Below are 16,491 nucleotides of genomic sequence, written 5' to 3'. Positions count from 1 at the left end.
CGGGGCTGTCCCTTTCCCGGTCACTTCTCGATGCCGGACCAGGTCAGCAGCCAGCGGCCGTCCCGGCGGATCATCTCCATGGTCAGGTAGCAGAAGCTGTCCCCTTCCACGCGATGCAGGCGGTGCTTCACAGAGACCGTGGCCTGGGAGGGCTCCCGGTCGCTGTCCGGCATATAATCCACGGAGGCGACGGTGATGTCTGCCCAGACGTCCTCTCCATAGGCGTCCGCCTCGGCGTCCCCCGCAAGGAGGTCGGAGACGCCGGAAAGGTCGTCGGCGAACAGCGCCGGGAAGAGCCGGTCCGCCGCCTCACGGAGCTCCCGCATCCAGTCGGGCACCGTCTCGTCCAGGGAGACCGGCCGGAAGCTGGAGACCATGTCCCGGAAGCACTGGCCCATGCCCTCCTCCGCCTCCAGGAAATAGCGCGCGGCCAGGACGAAGGTCCCGCCCTGTCTGTCGTCCACGAACCAGAGCTCCGCCTGCTCCGAGTCCCAATCCGTGCCCGCGGAGGCCCGGAGGTAAAGGCTCCCCGGCAGGGCGGCGGACATCTCTTCAAAACGGAACTCCGTGTAGCGGCCTTCCAGGGCCTCCTCCGCCTCCGACGAGGCCGCTCCGCAGGACGTACCGGGCAGGTGGAGGATATCGAGCCCCAGCTCCGGGAAGCCCTCCGGCAAACGCTCTTTGTTCCGGATGCTGTAAAGCCCATCCTCTTCACGGATATCGAACTGCTCCTCGTTGACGTAGATGAGGAAGTCCACCGCCGCTTCCCGGTCCTGCGGGGCGTAGCTCAGCAGGCGCAGGCCCCCGATATCCCCGCCGTGGGCCGGCAGGGAGAGCTCCCCCTCATCCGGCCCGCCGGTGTCATGGGGCGGCGTCTCCGCCACATCCCCCACCGGAGGCGCCTCTCCATGCGGCGGCGCGGTGACCGGCCCCGTCCGCTGGTGGGAGAGGACGCTCCCCGCCGCCAGCACCAGCGCCAGATAAGCCGCCGCCGCAAAGCAGTACGCCGGCCGGCGGCTCCGCCGCTGTTTTTCACTGCGGGCGATCAAATACGGATCTGCTTCGCCGATGGCCTGGAACAGCCGCTCCTGCTGGTTCATAAAAGCTCCTCCTTTTCCAGATAGCGCCGCAGCTTCTCCCGGCTGCGGAAGAGGCTGGTCCGCACGGTCGCCTCCCGCATGCCATACCGTCCCGCGATCTCCGCCGCCGGCTCTGCGGCCCAGTAGCGCCGCAAAAAGACGCTGCACTCCCGCTCCGGCAGCGTATGCAGGAAGCGGTCCACCGCCCTCCCCAGTTCCGCGGCCTCCAGTGTCTGGACGGTGTCCTGCGGCGATGCGCACTCCGCCAGTTCCTCCAGGATCAGGGGCAGCTCTCCCCCGCCCCGCTTCTCCGCATGGCTGGCCCGCCAGCGGTCGAACGCCAGGTTCCGGGCGATCTTCCCCAGGAACGGGGCCAGCCGTCCCGGGCGGTCCTCCGGCATGGCGTTCCAGGCGCTGAGCCAGGTGTCGTTGACGCACTCCTCTGCGTCCCTCCCGTCATGCAGGATGTTCCGGGCGATCGTCTTGCAGTACGCGCCGTACTTCCGCCCGCTCTCCCGGATGGCCTCCGGGTCCCGCCGCCAGTACAAATCTACGATGGCTTGGTCCTCCATCCGCGCTCCTCCTCTCGGCCTTCGTTGGGCCCTCGATCGTATAGACGGGAAAAAAGCGCCGGCGTTCCCGGTCCGCCCGATCTTCCATGAAAAGGCCGCCCGCGGATCCGCGGACGGCCTCCTCCTGCCCGGGCCCTCCCCCCTCAGCGGTTCTTCTGATAGATGGTCCAGAGCCCGTCCATCAGCAAGAACTTATCGTAGAGGATGGGGTTTCGGCAGTAGCGCACGATGACCGGAGCGTTGCCGCCCGTGGCGACCACGCTGACCTCCCGGCCCGGGAACTCCTCCCGGACCCGGTCGATGATGCCGTCCAGCATCCCGGCGGTGCCGTAGACGATGCCGGAGCGCATACAGTCCTCGGTGTTCTTCCCGATGAGGGACTTCGGATGCTGGAGGGAGATGTCCGGCAGCTGGGCCGCCCGGCGGCTCAGGGCCTCCAGGGACACGTTGACCCCCGGCAGCAGCAGCCCGCCCTCGTAGGTCCGGCCCTCGGAGATGACGCCGATGGTGGTGGCGGTGCCCATGTCGATGGTGATGATGGGGGGCGTGAACTTCTCCAGCGCCGCCACGGCGTCCGCCACGATGTCGGCACCCACCTGGGTCTGGACCGTCAGGCGGATGTTCAGCCCGGTCTTCACGCCGGGGCCCACCACCATGGGGGGCTTGCCCAGGAGGCGGGTCAGGGCCTTCTCCATCATGAAGTTCAGCGGAGGCACCACGCTGCACAGGATGGCCCCGGTGACGTCCTTATAGCTGAAATGGTAGAGGGTGAACAGGTTCATCAGGTCGATGCTGATCTGATCCGCGGTCTTCCGGCTGTCCGTGTCCAGGGAGGCCAGGAAGCGGAGGGCCTTGTCCTTATCGAAAAGGCCGACCGAGGTATTGGAGTTGCCCACATCGATGGCAAGCAGCATGGAGAGCGCTCCTTTCGTCCCAGTCTTTCTCATACAGATATACTAGCACGAGTCGGGCCGCCTTGCAAGAGGAGGCAAAACGCGGGGGCTCCCCAGGACGGCCCCGCAAAACGGGCTTGCCATCGCACATCCGTTCTGGTATACTGGATGCATCAAACGAGAGGAGCGCACCGTGTATGACGTATTCGACAAGGCTGGCCTCCCCCCTGGGCCCCCTGGCCTCCGACGGGGAGGCGGTCACCGGCCTTTGGCTGGAGGGCCAGAAGTATTTCGCCGCCGGACTGGCGGCGGAGCCGGAGGAACGCCCGGACCTGCCGGTCTTCCGCCAGGCGGCGGCATGGCTGGACGCCTATTTCGAGGAGAGGGAGCTCCCGCCCCTGCCGCCCCTGGCCCCCCAGGGGAGCGCGTTCCGGCAGAGGGTATGGGGGCTGCTGCTGGAGATCCCCTTTGGGACGACCACGACCTACGGCGCGCTGACGGAGGAGCTGAGATCCTCCGGGATCCCCGCCTCTCCCCAGGCGGTGGGCGGCGCGGTGGGACACAACCCCATCTCGATCCTGATCCCCTGCCACCGGGTCGTGGGGGCGGACGGCAGCCTGACGGGCTACGCCGGGGGCGTGGAGAAGAAGCGGGCCCTGCTGGAGCTGGAGGGCGCGGACCTGTCGGGGCTCTACGCGCCGAAAAGAGGGACGGCGCTGTGAGGGAAACACGGAAGCCCTATCCAAAGGCGGCCCATGACCGGACCTTTGGAGCGGTCCCCGGACCGGCCGTACCGGAGCCTGAGGGGCAGGAGCCTGTCCCCGCTCGGGGGAGATGGCCCTGCCCCTGCTGCGGCTATAAGACCTTCCCGGTCCCCAAGGAGGACGCCCTGGCCTATCTCTGCCCGGTGTGCCTTTGGGAGAACGACGTCTTCGACCCCGGCGAGGACCGGCCCAGCGACGAAAATCACGGCATGACCCTGGCAGAAGGCCGGGAGGCTTATAAGAGGCTCGGAGCCGTCCGGGAGGAGTTCCTGCCATACGCGCGGGAGCCCCTGCCGGAGGAACTGCCGTGACGAAACGGGCATGGGGTCTCCCCATGCCCGTCGCCCTTACAGGATGATGCAGATGAGCCCCCCGCTGCCCTCGTTGATGATGCGGGTCAGGGTCTCCTGGAGCTTCTTCCGGGCGTCGTCCGGCATCCGCTTCAGCTTGCCCTGGAGGTCGTCGCTGACCAGCTCGTGGAAGCTCCGGCCGAAGATGTTGGACTGCCAGATCTTGCTGGTGTCCCCCTCGAACTCCTGGAGGAGGTAGTTCACCATGTCCTCCGACTGCTTCTCGTTCCCCACGATGGGCGAGACCGCCGTCTCGATGTCCGCCCGGATCATGTGGATGCTGGGGGCGCTGGCCTTCAGCTTCACGCCGTAGCGTCCCCCCTGCTTCATGATCTCCGGCTCCTCCAAGGTCAGCTCGTCGATGCTGGGGACCACGATGCCGTACCCCGTCTCCTTCACGTCCCGCAGGGCCCCGGCCACCTTGTCGTACTCCGCCTTCACCGCCGCCAGGCGGGTCAGCAGGCTCATCAGGTCGCCGTCGTCCGCCACCTCGAAGCCGGACTGCTCCGACAGGGTGTGGTAGAACAGCTCCCGGGGCAGGCTGAGGCTGGCCGCGGCCACGCCGGTGCCCAGGTCGATGGAGGTGATCTTCGCCTCGCTGATGTTCTCGCAGCTCCCCAGGGCGGCGATGACGCCGTCCACCTCCCGGATGTGCTGGAGCTGGGAGGTCCCCTGGCGGACCGCGTCGTAGAGGCTGGCCTTGATGGGGTGGTCCGTGGGCAGGGCGTCCACCCAGGGGGGCAGGAACAGATCCAGCTCCTGCATGGGGAACTCGTAGAGCACCGCCCGGAGGATGTCCGCCACGTCCTCCTCCCCCAGGTCCAGGCAGTTCACCGGGACGCAGTTCACCTCGTAGCGGGAGGCGATGTCCCGGGCGATGGCCTCCGCCCGGTCGGACCTGGGATCCACGGAGTTCAGCAGGACGATGAAGGGCTTCCCCAGCTCCTGGAGCTCCCGGACCACCCGCTCCTCCGCCTCCAGATAGTCCTCCCGGGGGATGTCGGAGACGGTGCCGTCGGTGGTGATGACGATGCCGATGGTGGAGTGCTCCGAGATGACCTTCCGGGTGCCGATCTCCGCCGCCTCCGTCATGGGGATCTCGTGGTCGTACCAGGGCGTGGTCACCATCCGGGGCGCGTCGTCCTCATACTGGCCGATGGCCCCCCGCACCATGTAGCCCACGCAGTCGATCAGCCGCACGGAGAAGGACGCGCCGTCCGGCAGCTGGACCTGGGCCGCCTCCTCCGGGACGAATTTGGGCTCCGCCGTCATGATCGTCCGGCCGGATCCGCTCTGGGGCAGCTCATCCCTGGCCCGCTCCTTGCGGTAGACGTTCTCGATGTTGGGGATCACCTGGGTCTCCATGAAGCGCTTGATGAAGGTGGACTTGCCGGTCCGCACCGGGCCCACCACGCCGATGTAGATATCTCCCGACGTGCGGGTGGCGATATTCTGATAGATAGTCGTGTTCATAGTATCCCGTCCTTTTTCCGCTCCATATTCATGCTTCACTCTATGTCCCAGGGGGCCAAAGTATGACGGCCCGTCTCGTTTTAGAGGAAGCGCACAAGAACGGGCCCGGCGCGAAGAGCTGATTTGGTCGAAATCATGCTTTACACAGGTTCTTTAATATGGTAAACTGCTAGCGTATTAAAAGAGCGGGACGCCCGCTCCTGTTTGGAGGATGAGAACATGAAGCAATGGAAAAAACTCTGGGCCCTCCTGCTGGCCCTTGCCATGGTCCTGAGCCTGGCCGCCTGCGGCGGCGAAGACAGCGGCTCCGCCGGGAGCAGCGCCCCCCCTGCCGATGCGGCGGGCGCCTCGGACGGCGCGGGGAGCGATCCCTCCGCCGACAGCGATCTGGCCTATGTCCAGGGCAAGGGCACGCTGGTCGTCGGGATGACCGACTTCGCCCCCATGGATTATAAGGCGGACGGCAGCGACGAGTGGATCGGCTTCGACGCCGACATGGCCAAGGCTTTCGCCGAGAGCCTGGGCGTGACCGCCGAGTTCCTGGAGCTGGCCGACTGGGACGCCAAGTCCATGGAGCTGGACACCAAGGCCATCGACGTGGTGTGGAACGGCATGACCCTCACCGATGACGTCAAGGCCCTGATGAGCACCTCCGAGCCTTACTGCCTCAACGGCCAGGTGGTGGTGGTCAACAAGAGCGTGGCCGACCAGTACCAGACCGTGGACAGCCTCAGCAGCCTGAAGTTCGCCGTGGAGAACGGCTCTGCCGGCGCCGAGCAGCTGGACGCGCTGGGCATCCCCTACACCGCCATGCAGAACCAGGCCGCCGCTTTGATGGAAGTGGCCTCCGGCGCCTCGGACGCCGCGGTCATCGACCTGCTGATGGCCGGCGCCATGATCGGCGAGGGCACCAGCTATCCCGATCTGACCTACACCGTGCAGCTCAACGACGAGGAATACGGCGTGGGCTTCCGGAAGGGGTCCGATCTGACCGACGCCTTCAACACCTGGTGGAAGGGAGCTTATGACGCCGGCACCGTGATGGAGACCGCCTCGGTCTACGGCGTGCAGGAGTCCGTGATCGAAAAATAAGAGGCTCGCGGAGCTTGGGCAGAGGGCGCAGCGCCCTCTGCCCTTCCCGGCTTTGAAAGGAGAGTCCCCATGTTTATCCCCGTGACCCTGAGCCTGCTGGAGGGCATGATCACCACGCTGAAGCTCTTCTTCCTCACGCTGCTCTTCGCCCTGCCCCTGGGGCTGATCATCAGCTTCGGCTCCATGAGCCGCTTCCGCCCCCTGCGCTGGCTGGTACAGACCGTGGTCTGGATCGTCCGGGGCTCTCCGCTGATGATCCAGATCCTCATCATCTTCTACGGGCCCGGCCTGCTCTTCGGCCTCCCCCTGCTCCCCAGGTTCACCGCGGCCCTGGTGGCCTTCGCCGTCAACTACGCCTGCTATTTCTCCGAGATCTACCGGGGCGGCATCCAATCCGTCCCCCAGGGGCAGTACGAGGCGGGACAGGTCCTCGGCATGACGCAGTCCCAGATCTTTTTCAAGATCACCCTGCTCCAGGTGGTCAAGCACATCGTCCCCCCCATGGGCAACGAGATGATCACCCTGGTGAAGGATACCTCCCTGGTCCGGGTCATCTCCGTGTATGAGCTGATCTGGATGGGCGAGACGTACATCAAAAAGGGCCTGATCTGGCCCCTGTTCTATACGGCGGTCTTCTACCTCTTCCTCAGCGGCATCCTGACCGTCCTGCTGGACCAGTTCGAAAAGAAGCTGGATTATTTCAAATAAGGGGGGCCCAACATGTCCATCCTGGAAGTCCGACACATCGAAAAGCACTTCGGTCCCACGCAGGTCCTCTCCGACATCAGCTTCTCTCTGGAGGAGGGCCAGGCCCTGTCCATCATCGGCTCCTCCGGCTCCGGGAAGACGACCCTCCTCCGCTGCCTGAACTTCCTGGAGCGTCCTGACAACGGCAGGATCTGCGTGAAGGGCGAGACGCTCTTCGACGCCGCCGACCCCAAGACCCAGCTGGAGAGCGAGATCCGCAAAAAGCGCCTCCATTTCGGCTTGGTGTTCCAGAACTTCAACCTGTTCCCCCAGTATACGGCCCTGCAGAACGTCACCCTGGCCAGGGAGCTCCTGGCGAAAGAACGGGGCGGTGAGGACAAGGAGGACATCGTCAAGGCGGGCCGGGAGCTGCTGGCCCAGATGGGCCTGGCCGACCGGGAGGGCCACTACCCCCACCAGCTCTCCGGCGGACAGCAGCAGCGGGTCGCCATCGCCCGGGCGCTGGCCCTGCACCCGGACATCCTCTGCTTCGACGAGCCGACCTCCGCCCTGGATCCGGAGCTCACGGGGGAGGTCCTGCGGGTCATCCGCTCCCTGGCGGAACAGCGGACCACCATGATCATCGTCACCCACGAGATGGCCTTCGCGCGGGACGTGGCGGACCAGGTGATCTTCATGGACGACGGCGTCATCGTGGAACAGGGCGTCCCCCGGGAGGTCATCGACCATCCCAAGGAAGAGCGCACCCGGCAGTTCCTGTCCCGGTATTCGAACGATTGAGACGCCTATCCTATAAAGCAGATATGCTTCACAGAGGGAAGCGCGCGGGAGATCTCCTCCCGCGCGCTTTTCATGCCCGTTTCCTCGGGATCAGCAGCAGCTGGTCCTGGGGGATCGACTCCTCCCCCTCCAGCTGGTTGGCCGAGAGGATCGCGGCGATGGTGGTGTTGTACTTCTTCGCCAGGTCCCAGGCGCTCTCCTGCCGCCCGATGCACCGCAGGACCAGGGACGGCGCGCCGCTGGGATCCTTGGCGGTCTCCGCGTCCAGCTTCGCGGCGGAGACGCAGACCTTCTTCACCCTGGTCGCCGCCTCCACATGGAAGTCCACCGGGAAGCGGACCTCGATCCCCCGGTCCCCCAGGGTCCCCTGGATCTCCTCGGCACAGACGGCCTTGGCGGCGATCCGGCAGTCCTCCGGCAGCTCCAGCTGGCATCCGGCGTCGATGCTCCGCTCCGCCACCAGCGGCACGCCGCCCTCGTCCAGGTACATGGCCCGGACGGTCACTCCGGTCCGGAGCACCGCCATCTTCCCCTCCCGGCTGACGGACACCGCGCCGCACTTGGCGGACAGCGCCAGGATGGACTCCGCCACCACGCCGATCTCCAGGACCTCCCGCAGGGTCTGACGGCGGGTCAGATCCTCGCAGAAGCTGGTGATGTTCAGCGGCGCGGCCTCATAGGTCATATCATAGGCCGTGGAATAGAGGTCGCTGAGCAGGGTCAGCTCCTGCTCCTCCCGCAGGAGGGCCGTGGCGTGGAGGTACAGCGTCACCGCGATCTGCCGGCCCTCCGGGTCGTCGCCGTCGATCTGGAGGTCTGTCCCCGTGAGCTGCAGCTGCAGCCTGGCCGCGGCGCCCTCCGCGGCGCCCTCCACCTCCATGATCTGGGAGAAGGGCAGCTCGGAAACGGCGGAGGCGAAGGCGCCGTCGTTGTCCCGGTAGAGCAGGCTGATGGAGAAGATGCCCTTGAAGATCAGCTTGCTGCCCACGATCTTCGTCTCCGTGACGGTGCTGGAGATCTGACTGGTCAGCAGTTCCGCCGCGCCTTCCCGTCCCGGGGAGAGGTCCACCTCCTCGGTGAAGGTGAAATCCTTCTCGGCGATGTGGGTCAGGAGGATCGCGTGCTGTCCCTCCTGCCGCTTCTCCACCTGGAGCCCCGGCTCCGCCTCCGTGTCCGTGCAGAACTCCAGGGGCTTGCGCTGATAGCCGGTCAGACGCGTCACCAGCTTGCAGTGGGTGAAGATCTTCCGGGGGTTCAGCATCCGGGCTTCCAAAAACTCCGTCTCCGTCTCGGCGGTCAGGTGCTGGCAGCCCGGCAGCGCCCGGCTGTCGCTCTCGGCGGTGAAGGGGATGGCGAACTCCAGCGTCCGGACGCCGCTCTCACCGTCCGGGGTGTAGAGCACGGTGACCCGGACCGTGCCGGAGATCTCCGCCTTCCCGTCCCGCAGTTCCCGGCTGTGGAGGTATACCTTCCCGTCGGTCTCGATGATGCGGGCGATATCGGGACAGTAGTCCGGCACGATGGTCTCCGCCGTCTCCTCTTGGGTCAGGGTCAGCTCCCCGCCCGTTTCATAGGTGTCCAAGGACACTTTTTTCAATTCCAGTTCCATGAAGGGCTCCTTCCTTTCCCGGCGATCCATAAGATCCATGTCCTAGTGTATGAACCGCCGGGAAAGGATATGTCTCATACCTTGAAGATCTTCTTCAGGATGCCCCGGAGCATTTTGGGGGACTTCCAAACGACGATGTTCATAAGACGCCTCCTCCCTGTCCTCATCGCCGGCAGCAGGCGCAGCCGCAGCCGATCAGCAGGAACGCGACCAGGAACATCAGCACGCCCACCGGGAACACCGCGGCGATCAAGATCCCCGCGCCCAGGGCGACGGCGCATATGCCCAGCAGGCGGCTGCCGCCGCCCTGGCCTCCACAGCCCCAATTTCCGCGACCCATTGCGTCACGCCTCCTTCCCTTCTTCCTCAGTATATACGGCGGGCCCGTCCCTGGTGAAAAGAGGACGCCGCCCCGGTCCCCGGAGGCGGCGTCTCACTTTTTCCCCTGCCACTCCCGCAGGGGCTTCAGCTCTTCATAGAGGCGGAGGTAGCTGTCATGGCGGCTCTTCTGGATATCGCCCCGGCGCAGGGCCTCCAGCACGGCGCAGCCCTGCTCCCGGGTATGGGAGCAGCCCACGAAGCGGCACGCGCCCAAGTAAGGGGCGAACTCCAAGAAGGTCTCCGGCAGGCGGCGCTTCAGCTCCAGGTCCAGCTCCTCCGTGTCGAAGGAGGAGAACCCGGGCGTGTCCACCACCTCCGCCCCGCAGGACAGGCGGTGCAGCTCCACATGGCGGGTGGTATGGCGGCCCCGGCCCAGGGCGGTGCTGACCTCTCCCGCCGGCAGGCGGAGACCGGGGTCCAGCGCGTTCAAGATGCTGGATTTCCCTACGCCGGAGTTCCCTGTGAAGGCAGACAGCTTCCCAGAGATCGCCCCCTTCAGCTCCTCCAGGCCCTCCCCGGTCTCCGCGCTGACCCGCAGGGTCTGGAAGCCGGAGGCGCGGTAGATGCCATAGAGCTCCTCCGCCGGGTCCAGGTCGCACTTGTTCAGCAGCACGATGACCTGACAGCCCTTCAAGGCGGCGATGGCGGCCACCCGGTCGATGAGGAAGGGGTCCGTCTTGGGGACCGCGTTGGAGGCGATGACCACCAACCGGTCGATGTTGGCCACGGCGGGCCGGGCGAAGGCGTTCCGCCTGGGGAGGACCGCTTCCACGAGGCCCTCCCCGCCGCCCAGCTCCCGGACCTCCACCCGGTCCCCCACCAGGGGGGAGATCCCCTCTTTCCGGAACCTCCCCCTGGCCCGGCAGGTCAGGACGGTCCCCTCCCCGACGTCCACATAATAGAAGCCGCTGAGGGCTTTTTGGATGCGTCCCGTCATATCAGCTGAACTGCACGTCTTGGATCTGGCTCTGATCCAGCACGCCGTCGAAATAGATCTTGACCGTCTGAGTGCCGGAGCCCTTGAGCGGCGGGTTCGTGAAAACGGTCCCGTCGGCGCAGCTGACCCGCTCCGAATACTGGGGATCCGCCTCGTCGCCCACGTAGACATCCACCTGGACGGTGGTGCGGTCATCCTGCGGCAGAGTGATGGTGATCCCGACCTCTTTGACGGTGATGCCCCCGCTGACCTGGAACTTGATGGTGTCCCATTCGGTCACGGTCGTGGCGGGATCGATGCTCTGCCAGATGATGCTGTTGGGCTCCTCCGCGCTCTCCACATATTCGATGTCGGCCTCCGTACAGGTCAGGTGCCAGGTGTCCACCAGGGACCGCAGGGCCTCGTCGATCTGCATCCCCACGAAACGGGGCACCGCCACGGGCTTCTTCTCCGGCCCCTTGCTGACGATGAGGCGGACGGTGTCGCCGTTTTTCAGCGGCTCCCCCTCGGCGGGCTCGCTGCGGATGATATAGCCCTCGGTGTACTCGTCGCTGAACTCCATATCCGCTTCATCGCTGACGATCTCCAGCCCGTATTTCTCCTCCAGGCTCTTCAGCCGCGCCTTCGCCTGGGGCACGGTGTCGTTCACCACATCCACCATCTCGCCGGTGTCCTCCCCGGCGCTGATCCAGACGCTGATGGTCAGGTTGTCGCCCTTCTGGTGCCGGCCCTCCGCGGGATCCTGCCGGGCGATGGTCCCCGCAGGATATTCCTCGCTGAACTCGCTGCCCTTCTCCACCAGGGTGAAGATGTCCTTCACGCCGGTCAGATCGCCGGCCTGCTCCAGGGTGTAGCCCAGCAGGGAGGGCACGGGGTAGGTCACCGGCGCCTGGGGCTGGGCGATGGAATCCGACATGGTCTTGACCAGCACGACGGCCAGCGCCAGCGCCAGCATGACGGCCACGCCGACCAGGATCTTCACCCCGGCGCCTCCGCCCCGCCGGGGCGGATCGTAGTCGTAGTCGTCCTCATACTCCCGGCGGCGCTCACGGGGCCGCTCCGGCTCCCGGCCCTTCGGCGTCGGGTGGAGCGTCCGGTCATAGGTGCGGATGGGCTGGGTGGGCTCCACCGGCTCCTCCGGGCGGAGGTCCATCATGGTGAAGTCCAGATCGATGTTGGGGTCCTTCCGGAAATCCTCCAGGTCGGCGATCATGGCGTCGGCGGAGGCGTAGCGCCGCTCCAGGGCCGGCGTCATGGCCTTCATGCAGATCAGCTCCAGCTGGACCGGGATCTCCTTGTTCAGCTCCCGGGGGGCCAGGGGCACGGAGCTGAGGTGCTGGATGGCCACGGACACGGCGGAGTCCCCCTCGAAGGGCAGCCGCCCGGTGAGCATCTCGTACATCACCACGCCGGCGGAGTAGATATCGCTGCGGGAATCGGTCCGCTCCCCCCTGGCCTGCTCCGGCGAGATATAATGGACGGAGCCCAGGGCCTCCTGGGTCAGGGTCTGGGCGGAGTTCTCCAGGCAGGCGATGCCGAAATCGGCCACCTTCACGCTGCCGTCCCGGAGGACCATGACGTTTTGGGGCTTGATGTCCCGGTGGACGATGCCCCGGCTGTGGGCGTGGCTGAGGCCCCGCATGATCTGGGTGATGAAGTGCAGGGACTCCCGCCAGTTCAGCTGGCCCCGCTTCTGCATATACTGCTTGAGCGTGATGCCGTCGATCAGCTCCATGACGATATATTCCGTGTCGCCGCCCCGGCTCACGTCGTAGACCGACACGATGTTGGGGTGGGACAGCTGGGCGACGGCCTGGGACTCCGCGTTGAAGCGGCGGCGGAAATCCTCGTCCTGGGCCAGATCGCTCTTCAAGATCTTCAGCGCGACGAGGCGGTTGAGCCGGTGGCATTTCGCCTTATAGACCACGGCCATGCCCCCGGTGCCGATGCGCTCCAGGATCTCATAGCGGTTGTCCAGCATCTTCCCGATGTATTGATCCATACAGCTCCTCCTCCCTTACGGTTCCCTCGCCAAAACGACGGTGACGTTGTCCGGCGCGCCCCGGCCCTTGGAGATGGCCAGCAGACGGTCCATGCAGGTCTCCGTGTCGCCCCGGAGGACCTCCGCCATGATCTCCTGGTCCGTCACGGTGTTGACCAGTCCGTCGGTGCACAAAAGGAGGAAGTCCCCCGGAGAGAGCTGGCAGGTGTAGCAGTCGCACTCCGGGTCGATGTCCGGCCCCAGGGCCCGGGTGATCAGGTTCCGGTTGGGGTGGCGGCGGGCCTCCTCCGCGGTGATGTCCCCCCGCTCCAGCATGTGCTCCACCAGGGAGTGGTCGCGGGTCACCTGGACGATGCGGTCCCGGCTGATGTGATAGGCCCGGCTGTCTCCCACGTTGGCGATGACCACGCCGCCGTCGAAGGAGACGGCGGAGACCAGGGTGGTCCCCATGCTGCGGTATTCCTCCGAGCTCCGGGCGGCCTCCCGCACGGCGCGGTTGGCCAGGGCCACCGCCACCACGGAGACCTCCCGCAGGCGGTCCGGCTTCGCGCCGGCGGAGAGGCGCTTCTCCATCTCCGCGGAAAAGGTCTCCACGGCGATGCGGCTGGCCAGCCGGCCGCCGGCGGCGCCGCCCATCCCGTCGCAGACCACGCAGATCGTATGGCCGAACACGGTCTGCACCGCGTAGGCGTCCTGGTTCTCTTTGCGGACGAGGCCGGTATCGGTCATGGTCCATATGTTCATCATTGAGGATACTCCCCTTTCTCTGCCTTCCTGCGGAGCTGTCCGCATGCGGCGTCTATATCTCCGCCCAGGCTCCGCCGCACCGTGGCGGTGACGCCGTGGGACTCCAGGCGCTTTTGGAACGCCGCCGTCCGGCGGGAGGGCCGGAAGGGGCTCTCCGCCACGTCGTTCAGCGGGATCAGGTTCACGTGGCCCGGCATCCCCCGCAGACGCTCCGCGATGAGGTCCGCCTGCCAGTCCCGGTCGTTCACGCCGTCGATCATGGCGTACTCGAAGGAGATCCGCCGCCCGGTCCTGCGGAAATAGTCGTGGCAGGCGGCGAACAGCTCCTCCACGCTATAGGCCCGGTCCACGGGCATGAGCTTGGAGCGGGTCTCGCCGTCCGGCGCGTGGAGGGAGACGGACAGCGTCAGCTGCAGCTCCAGCTCCGCCAGGCGGCGGATGCCGGGGATCACGCCGCAGGTGGAGAGGGAGATGTGCCGCATCCCGATGTTCAGCCCGTCGGGGTGGTTCACGATCTCCAGGAACTTCAGCACGGCGTCCAGGTTGTCCATCGGTTCACCGATGCCCATCAGCACGATGTTGGAGATGGGGGCGCCGGAGTCCTTTTGGACGAAGATCACCTGCTCCAGCAGCTCGCCTGGCGTCAGGTCCCGGACCTTCCCGGCGATGGTGGACGCGCAGAAGGCGCAGCCCATCCGGCAGCCCACCTGGGAGGAGATGCAAACGGTGTTCCCGTGGCGGTAGCGCATCAGGACGGACTCGATGCAGTTGCCGTCCGCCAGCTCCCAGAGATATTTGATGGTGCCGTCCTTCGCAGACACCTGCCGGCGGACCGCCTTGGGGACGCCCAGCGTACAGGTCTCCCGCAGACGCTCCCGCAGGGGGATGGGGAGGTCCGACATCTCGTCGAAGGAGCCCGCGCCCCGGCTGAGCCAGGAGAAGACCTGCCGGCCCCGGAAGGCGGGCTCCCCCATCCCTTGGAGGGCCTCCCGCAGCTCCGGGAGGGACATAGATCTCAGATCGAACATACATGCCTCGAATCAACCGCGCCGCGTCATGCGGCAGATGTAAAAACCGTCGGTGCCGTGGAGGTGGGGCCAGAGCGTCACCTGGCCCTCCGTCCCCCCGATGGGCCCCGGCAGAGCGAAGCTTTCCCGGGAAAAGCCCGGGTGGAGCCCCAGGAAGGCGTCCGTCACCTCTTCGTCCTCCTCCGGCAGGATGGTGCAGGTGGCGTAGACCAGCGTCCCGCCGGGGCGGACATACCGCGCGGCGTTCTCCAGGATGGCGCTCTGGATCACCGGCAGGGCGAAGAGGCTGTCCGCCCCCTTCCGCCGGATGTCCGGCTTCTTGCGGAGGATGCCCAGCCCGGAACAGGGCGCGTCCACCAGGACCAGGTCGAAGGCGTCCCGCCACTCCTCCCGGAAGGCCCGCCCGTCGGCGGCCGCGGTGCGGATGCACCCCAGGCCCAGCCGGGCCGCGCCCTCCTGGATGCGCCGGAGCTTGTTCTCGTGGAGGTCGCAGGCGAGGATCTCCCCCTGCCCCCCCATGGCGATGGCGGCGGCGAAGGATTTGCCGCCCGGGGCGGCGCAGACATCCAGCACCCGGCTCTCGGGCCGCAGGTCCGCCGCCAGCACCGCGAGGCGGGCCGCAGGGTCCTGTATATAGACGGCCCCGTCCCGGAAGGCCGCCAGCCGCTCCAGGTCCCCCGTGCCGGAGAGCAGCAGGCAGTCCGGCAGCCAGGGATGCTCCTCCACCCGGACGCCCTCGTCCTCCAGGGCCCTGCGGGCCGCGCCGGCGGAGGAACGGCAGGTGTTCACCTGAGCGGCCATAGGGGGCTGGCTGTTGCCGGCGGCCAAGAACGCCTCCGCCTCCTCCCGGCCCAGCAGGGCCAGCAGCCGCTTCACCAGCCACTTGGGATGGCTGTAGCGGATGGAGAGGTAGCCCGCCTCGTCCCGGTCCGGGATGGCGGGCAGCGCCCCCTTCTCCCGGCTCAGCCGCCGGAGGACGGCGTTGACCAGGCCCGCCGCCGGTCCCCTGCCCGCATCCTTCGCCAGCTCCACCGACGTATGGACGGCGGCGCTGTCCGGCACCCGGTCCAGGAACAAGATCTGATAGGCCCCGATCCGCAGGATGTCCGCCAGCGGCGGCTGGAGGCGCTCCAGCTTCTGGGTGCAGTACCGGGAGAGGTAGAAGTCCAGCAGGGCCTCGTTCTGGATGACCCCGTAGACGATCCGGCTGCACAGCCCCGCGTCGGCGGGAGAGAGCCCCGCCAGGCGGGGGCCCAGCGCCGCATCCGCCCAGGCCCCCCGCACGCGGCAGGCCGTCAGGACGGACAGCGCCTCCCTGCGGGCGCTCATCCGCGGCCTCCGCCCCGGCGGCCGCCCCGATCGCTCCGCCCGAGGAAGATCAGCACATAGCGCAGCAGCTGCAGGGCGGACATCAGCAGCGCCGCCACATAGGTCAGCGCCGCCGCCCGGAGGACCTTCCGGGCGCCGTCCAGCTCCTCACCGTCCAGCAGCCCCTGGCCCTCGATGGTCTCCAGGGCCCGGCGGGAGGCGTTGAACTCCACCGGCAGGGTCACCAGCTGGAAGAACGTGGTCAGGGAGAACAGCAGGATGCCCGCCAGGAACAGGCCCTGGCTGTACAGCATCAGCCCGATGAACAGGAAGAGGAAGGAACAGCGGGACCCGATGTTCGTCAGGGGCACGATGGCGCTGCGCAGGCGGATGGGCGCGTAGCCCACGGCGTACTGGACGGCATGGCCCGCCTCGTGGGCCGCCACGCCCGCCGCCGCGACGGTGGCGGCGCTGTAGACGGCCTGGGAGAGGTAGATGGTATTGTCCCTGGGATCGTAATGGTCCGTCAGTTCGCCCCAGGTGGACGTGATCCGCACGTCATAGACCCCGTTGGCCCGCAGGACGGCCTCCGCCGCCTGGGCCCCGGTGAGCCGGCGCCGGCTGGGCACCCGGCTGTACTTCTTGAAATTGCCGCTGACCTGGGCCTGGGCCCAGAGGGACAGGAGCAGCACCGGGATCAGCAGGAGGCAGTATACGTTGTCCGCCAGGAAATCACCGTAGCCGAATCTATAATAAGGCATAAGCACC

General features: G+C 66.8%; 17 protein-coding genes. 5 read left to right on the top strand and 12 right to left on the bottom strand.

Features of this window, described 5'->3' with window-relative positions; translation table 11 throughout:
• Positions 1-20: 20 nt before the first annotated feature.
• The 3 genes from QZ332_RS00600 to QZ332_RS00590 all read right to left on the bottom strand — a co-directional run bounded on the left by QZ332_RS00600 (position 21) and on the right by QZ332_RS00590 (position 2,598).
• Complete coding sequence (locus QZ332_RS00600; protein ID WP_295761070.1) at positions 21-1,100, bottom strand: hypothetical protein; 1,080 nt, start codon at positions 1,098-1,100, stop codon at positions 21-23.
• Positions 1,097-1,651, bottom strand: coding sequence for an RNA polymerase sigma factor (locus QZ332_RS00595; RefSeq protein WP_295761068.1), 555 nt, complete (start codon positions 1,649-1,651; stop codon positions 1,097-1,099). Before QZ332_RS00595 ends, QZ332_RS00600 begins: the two co-directional genes overlap by 4 nt.
• Before the next feature lie 143 nt (positions 1,652-1,794).
• Entirely contained in the window at positions 1,795-2,598 is an 804-nt protein-coding gene (locus QZ332_RS00590; protein ID WP_295761066.1) for a type III pantothenate kinase, read from the bottom strand.
• 143 nt (positions 2,599-2,741) lie between these two features.
• On the opposite strand from QZ332_RS00590, the gene QZ332_RS00585 reads away from it, so the two are divergent.
• Together QZ332_RS00585 and QZ332_RS00580 are read left to right on the top strand one after the other, a co-directional pair.
• On the top strand, positions 2,742-3,266 hold the full coding sequence (locus tag QZ332_RS00585) for a methylated-DNA--[protein]-cysteine S-methyltransferase (RefSeq protein WP_295761064.1): 525 nt from the start codon (positions 2,742-2,744) through the stop codon (positions 3,264-3,266).
• Complete coding sequence (locus QZ332_RS00580) at positions 3,263-3,619, top strand: CPCC family cysteine-rich protein (RefSeq protein WP_295761062.1); 357 nt, start codon at positions 3,263-3,265, stop codon at positions 3,617-3,619. Before QZ332_RS00585 ends, QZ332_RS00580 begins: the two co-directional genes overlap by 4 nt.
• A 36-nt stretch (positions 3,620-3,655) precedes the next feature.
• Here the strand turns inward: QZ332_RS00580 and spoIVA are convergent, their stop codons facing one another.
• Positions 3,656-5,131, bottom strand: coding sequence for a stage IV sporulation protein A (gene spoIVA / locus QZ332_RS00575; RefSeq protein ID WP_295761060.1), 1,476 nt, complete (start codon positions 5,129-5,131; stop codon positions 3,656-3,658).
• Between the two features lie 219 nt (positions 5,132-5,350).
• On the opposite strand from spoIVA, the gene QZ332_RS00570 reads away from it, so the two are divergent.
• The 3 genes from QZ332_RS00570 to QZ332_RS00560 all read left to right on the top strand — a co-directional run bounded on the left by QZ332_RS00570 (position 5,351) and on the right by QZ332_RS00560 (position 7,711).
• A complete protein-coding gene (locus QZ332_RS00570; RefSeq protein WP_295761057.1) occupies positions 5,351-6,223 on the top strand; it encodes a transporter substrate-binding domain-containing protein in 873 nt (290 codons plus the stop codon).
• A gap of 69 nt (positions 6,224-6,292) precedes the next feature.
• Positions 6,293-6,931: an amino acid ABC transporter permease gene (locus QZ332_RS00565; RefSeq protein WP_295761055.1), complete on the top strand. Its 639-nt coding sequence runs from the start codon at positions 6,293-6,295 to the stop codon at positions 6,929-6,931.
• A gap of 12 nt (positions 6,932-6,943) precedes the next feature.
• Positions 6,944-7,711 carry an amino acid ABC transporter ATP-binding protein gene (locus tag QZ332_RS00560; protein WP_295761053.1) on the top strand — a complete coding sequence of 256 codons (768 nt, stop codon included), beginning with the start codon at positions 6,944-6,946 and terminating at the stop codon, positions 7,709-7,711.
• Positions 7,712-7,781: 70 nt separating this feature from the next.
• Here QZ332_RS00560 and QZ332_RS00555 read toward each other — a convergent pair whose 3' ends face one another.
• The 8 genes from QZ332_RS00555 to QZ332_RS00520 form a co-directional block, all read right to left on the bottom strand.
• Positions 7,782-9,320, bottom strand: a complete 1,539-nt coding sequence (locus QZ332_RS00555) for a DUF3794 domain-containing protein (RefSeq protein ID WP_295761051.1) — start codon at positions 9,318-9,320, stop codon at positions 7,782-7,784.
• Positions 9,321-9,483: 163 nt separating this feature from the next.
• Positions 9,484-9,660, bottom strand: a complete 177-nt coding sequence (locus tag QZ332_RS00550; RefSeq protein ID WP_295761049.1) for a hypothetical protein — start codon at positions 9,658-9,660, stop codon at positions 9,484-9,486.
• 93 nt (positions 9,661-9,753) lie between these two features.
• Positions 9,754-10,638 carry a ribosome small subunit-dependent GTPase A gene (gene rsgA / locus QZ332_RS00545; protein ID WP_295761047.1) on the bottom strand — a complete coding sequence of 295 codons (885 nt, stop codon included), beginning with the start codon at positions 10,636-10,638 and terminating at the stop codon, positions 9,754-9,756.
• A gap of 1 nt (position 10,639) precedes the next feature.
• Positions 10,640-12,640, bottom strand: a complete 2,001-nt coding sequence (pknB, locus tag QZ332_RS00540) for a Stk1 family PASTA domain-containing Ser/Thr kinase (protein WP_295761045.1) — start codon at positions 12,638-12,640, stop codon at positions 10,640-10,642.
• 15 nt (positions 12,641-12,655) lie between these two features.
• On the bottom strand, positions 12,656-13,387 hold the full coding sequence (locus QZ332_RS00535) for a Stp1/IreP family PP2C-type Ser/Thr phosphatase (RefSeq protein WP_295761043.1): 732 nt from the start codon (positions 13,385-13,387) through the stop codon (positions 12,656-12,658).
• Entirely contained in the window at positions 13,384-14,415 is a 1,032-nt protein-coding gene (rlmN, locus tag QZ332_RS00530; protein ID WP_295761041.1) for a 23S rRNA (adenine(2503)-C(2))-methyltransferase RlmN, read from the bottom strand. Before rlmN ends, QZ332_RS00535 begins: the two co-directional genes overlap by 4 nt.
• Before the next feature lie 12 nt (positions 14,416-14,427).
• The gene (gene rsmB / locus QZ332_RS00525; RefSeq protein ID WP_295761039.1) at positions 14,428-15,744 is read right to left on the bottom strand and encodes a 16S rRNA (cytosine(967)-C(5))-methyltransferase RsmB; all 1,317 of its coding nucleotides are present in this window, start codon (positions 15,742-15,744) and stop codon (positions 14,428-14,430) included.
• On the bottom strand, positions 15,741-16,484 hold the full coding sequence (locus QZ332_RS00520; protein ID WP_295761036.1) for a zinc metallopeptidase: 744 nt from the start codon (positions 16,482-16,484) through the stop codon (positions 15,741-15,743). Before QZ332_RS00520 ends, rsmB begins: the two co-directional genes overlap by 4 nt.
• Between the last annotated feature and the right edge of the window lie 7 nt (positions 16,485-16,491).

This window comes from uncultured Oscillibacter sp., from assembly GCF_910584465.1.
Taxonomy (GTDB): domain Bacteria; phylum Bacillota; class Clostridia; order Oscillospirales; family Oscillospiraceae; genus Oscillibacter.
The sequence above is the reverse complement of the archived record's forward strand: the minus strand, read 5'-3'. Positions and strand labels throughout refer to the sequence as shown.

Coding starts and splice junctions, on each gene's coding strand:
- QZ332_RS00600 (WP_295761070.1), bottom strand. CDS start 1,100: ATGAACCAGCAGGAGCGGCTGTTCCAGGCCATCGGCGAAGCAGATCCG.
- QZ332_RS00595 (WP_295761068.1), bottom strand. CDS start 1,651: ATGGAGGACCAAGCCATCGTAGATTTGTACTGGCGGCGGGACCCGGAG.
- QZ332_RS00590 (WP_295761066.1), bottom strand. CDS start 2,598: ATGAGAAAGACTGGGACGAAAGGAGCGCTCTCCATGCTGCTTGCCATC.
- QZ332_RS00585 (WP_295761064.1), top strand. CDS start 2,742: ATGACGTATTCGACAAGGCTGGCCTCCCCCCTGGGCCCCCTGGCCTCC.
- spoIVA (WP_295761060.1), bottom strand. CDS start 5,131: ATGAACACGACTATCTATCAGAATATCGCCACCCGCACGTCGGGAGAT.
- QZ332_RS00570 (WP_295761057.1), top strand. CDS start 5,351: ATGAAGCAATGGAAAAAACTCTGGGCCCTCCTGCTGGCCCTTGCCATG.
- QZ332_RS00565 (WP_295761055.1), top strand. CDS start 6,293: ATGTTTATCCCCGTGACCCTGAGCCTGCTGGAGGGCATGATCACCACG.
- QZ332_RS00560 (WP_295761053.1), top strand. CDS start 6,944: ATGTCCATCCTGGAAGTCCGACACATCGAAAAGCACTTCGGTCCCACG.
- QZ332_RS00555 (WP_295761051.1), bottom strand. CDS start 9,320: ATGGAACTGGAATTGAAAAAAGTGTCCTTGGACACCTATGAAACGGGC.
- QZ332_RS00550 (WP_295761049.1), bottom strand. CDS start 9,660: ATGGGTCGCGGAAATTGGGGCTGTGGAGGCCAGGGCGGCGGCAGCCGC.
- rsgA (WP_295761047.1), bottom strand. CDS start 10,638: ATGACGGGACGCATCCAAAAAGCCCTCAGCGGCTTCTATTATGTGGAC.
- pknB (WP_295761045.1), bottom strand. CDS start 12,640: ATGGATCAATACATCGGGAAGATGCTGGACAACCGCTATGAGATCCTG.
- QZ332_RS00535 (WP_295761043.1), bottom strand. CDS start 13,387: ATGATGAACATATGGACCATGACCGATACCGGCCTCGTCCGCAAAGAG.
- rlmN (WP_295761041.1), bottom strand. CDS start 14,415: ATGTTCGATCTGAGATCTATGTCCCTCCCGGAGCTGCGGGAGGCCCTC.
- rsmB (WP_295761039.1), bottom strand. CDS start 15,744: ATGAGCGCCCGCAGGGAGGCGCTGTCCGTCCTGACGGCCTGCCGCGTG.
- QZ332_RS00520 (WP_295761036.1), bottom strand. CDS start 16,484: ATGCCTTATTATAGATTCGGCTACGGTGATTTCCTGGCGGACAACGTA.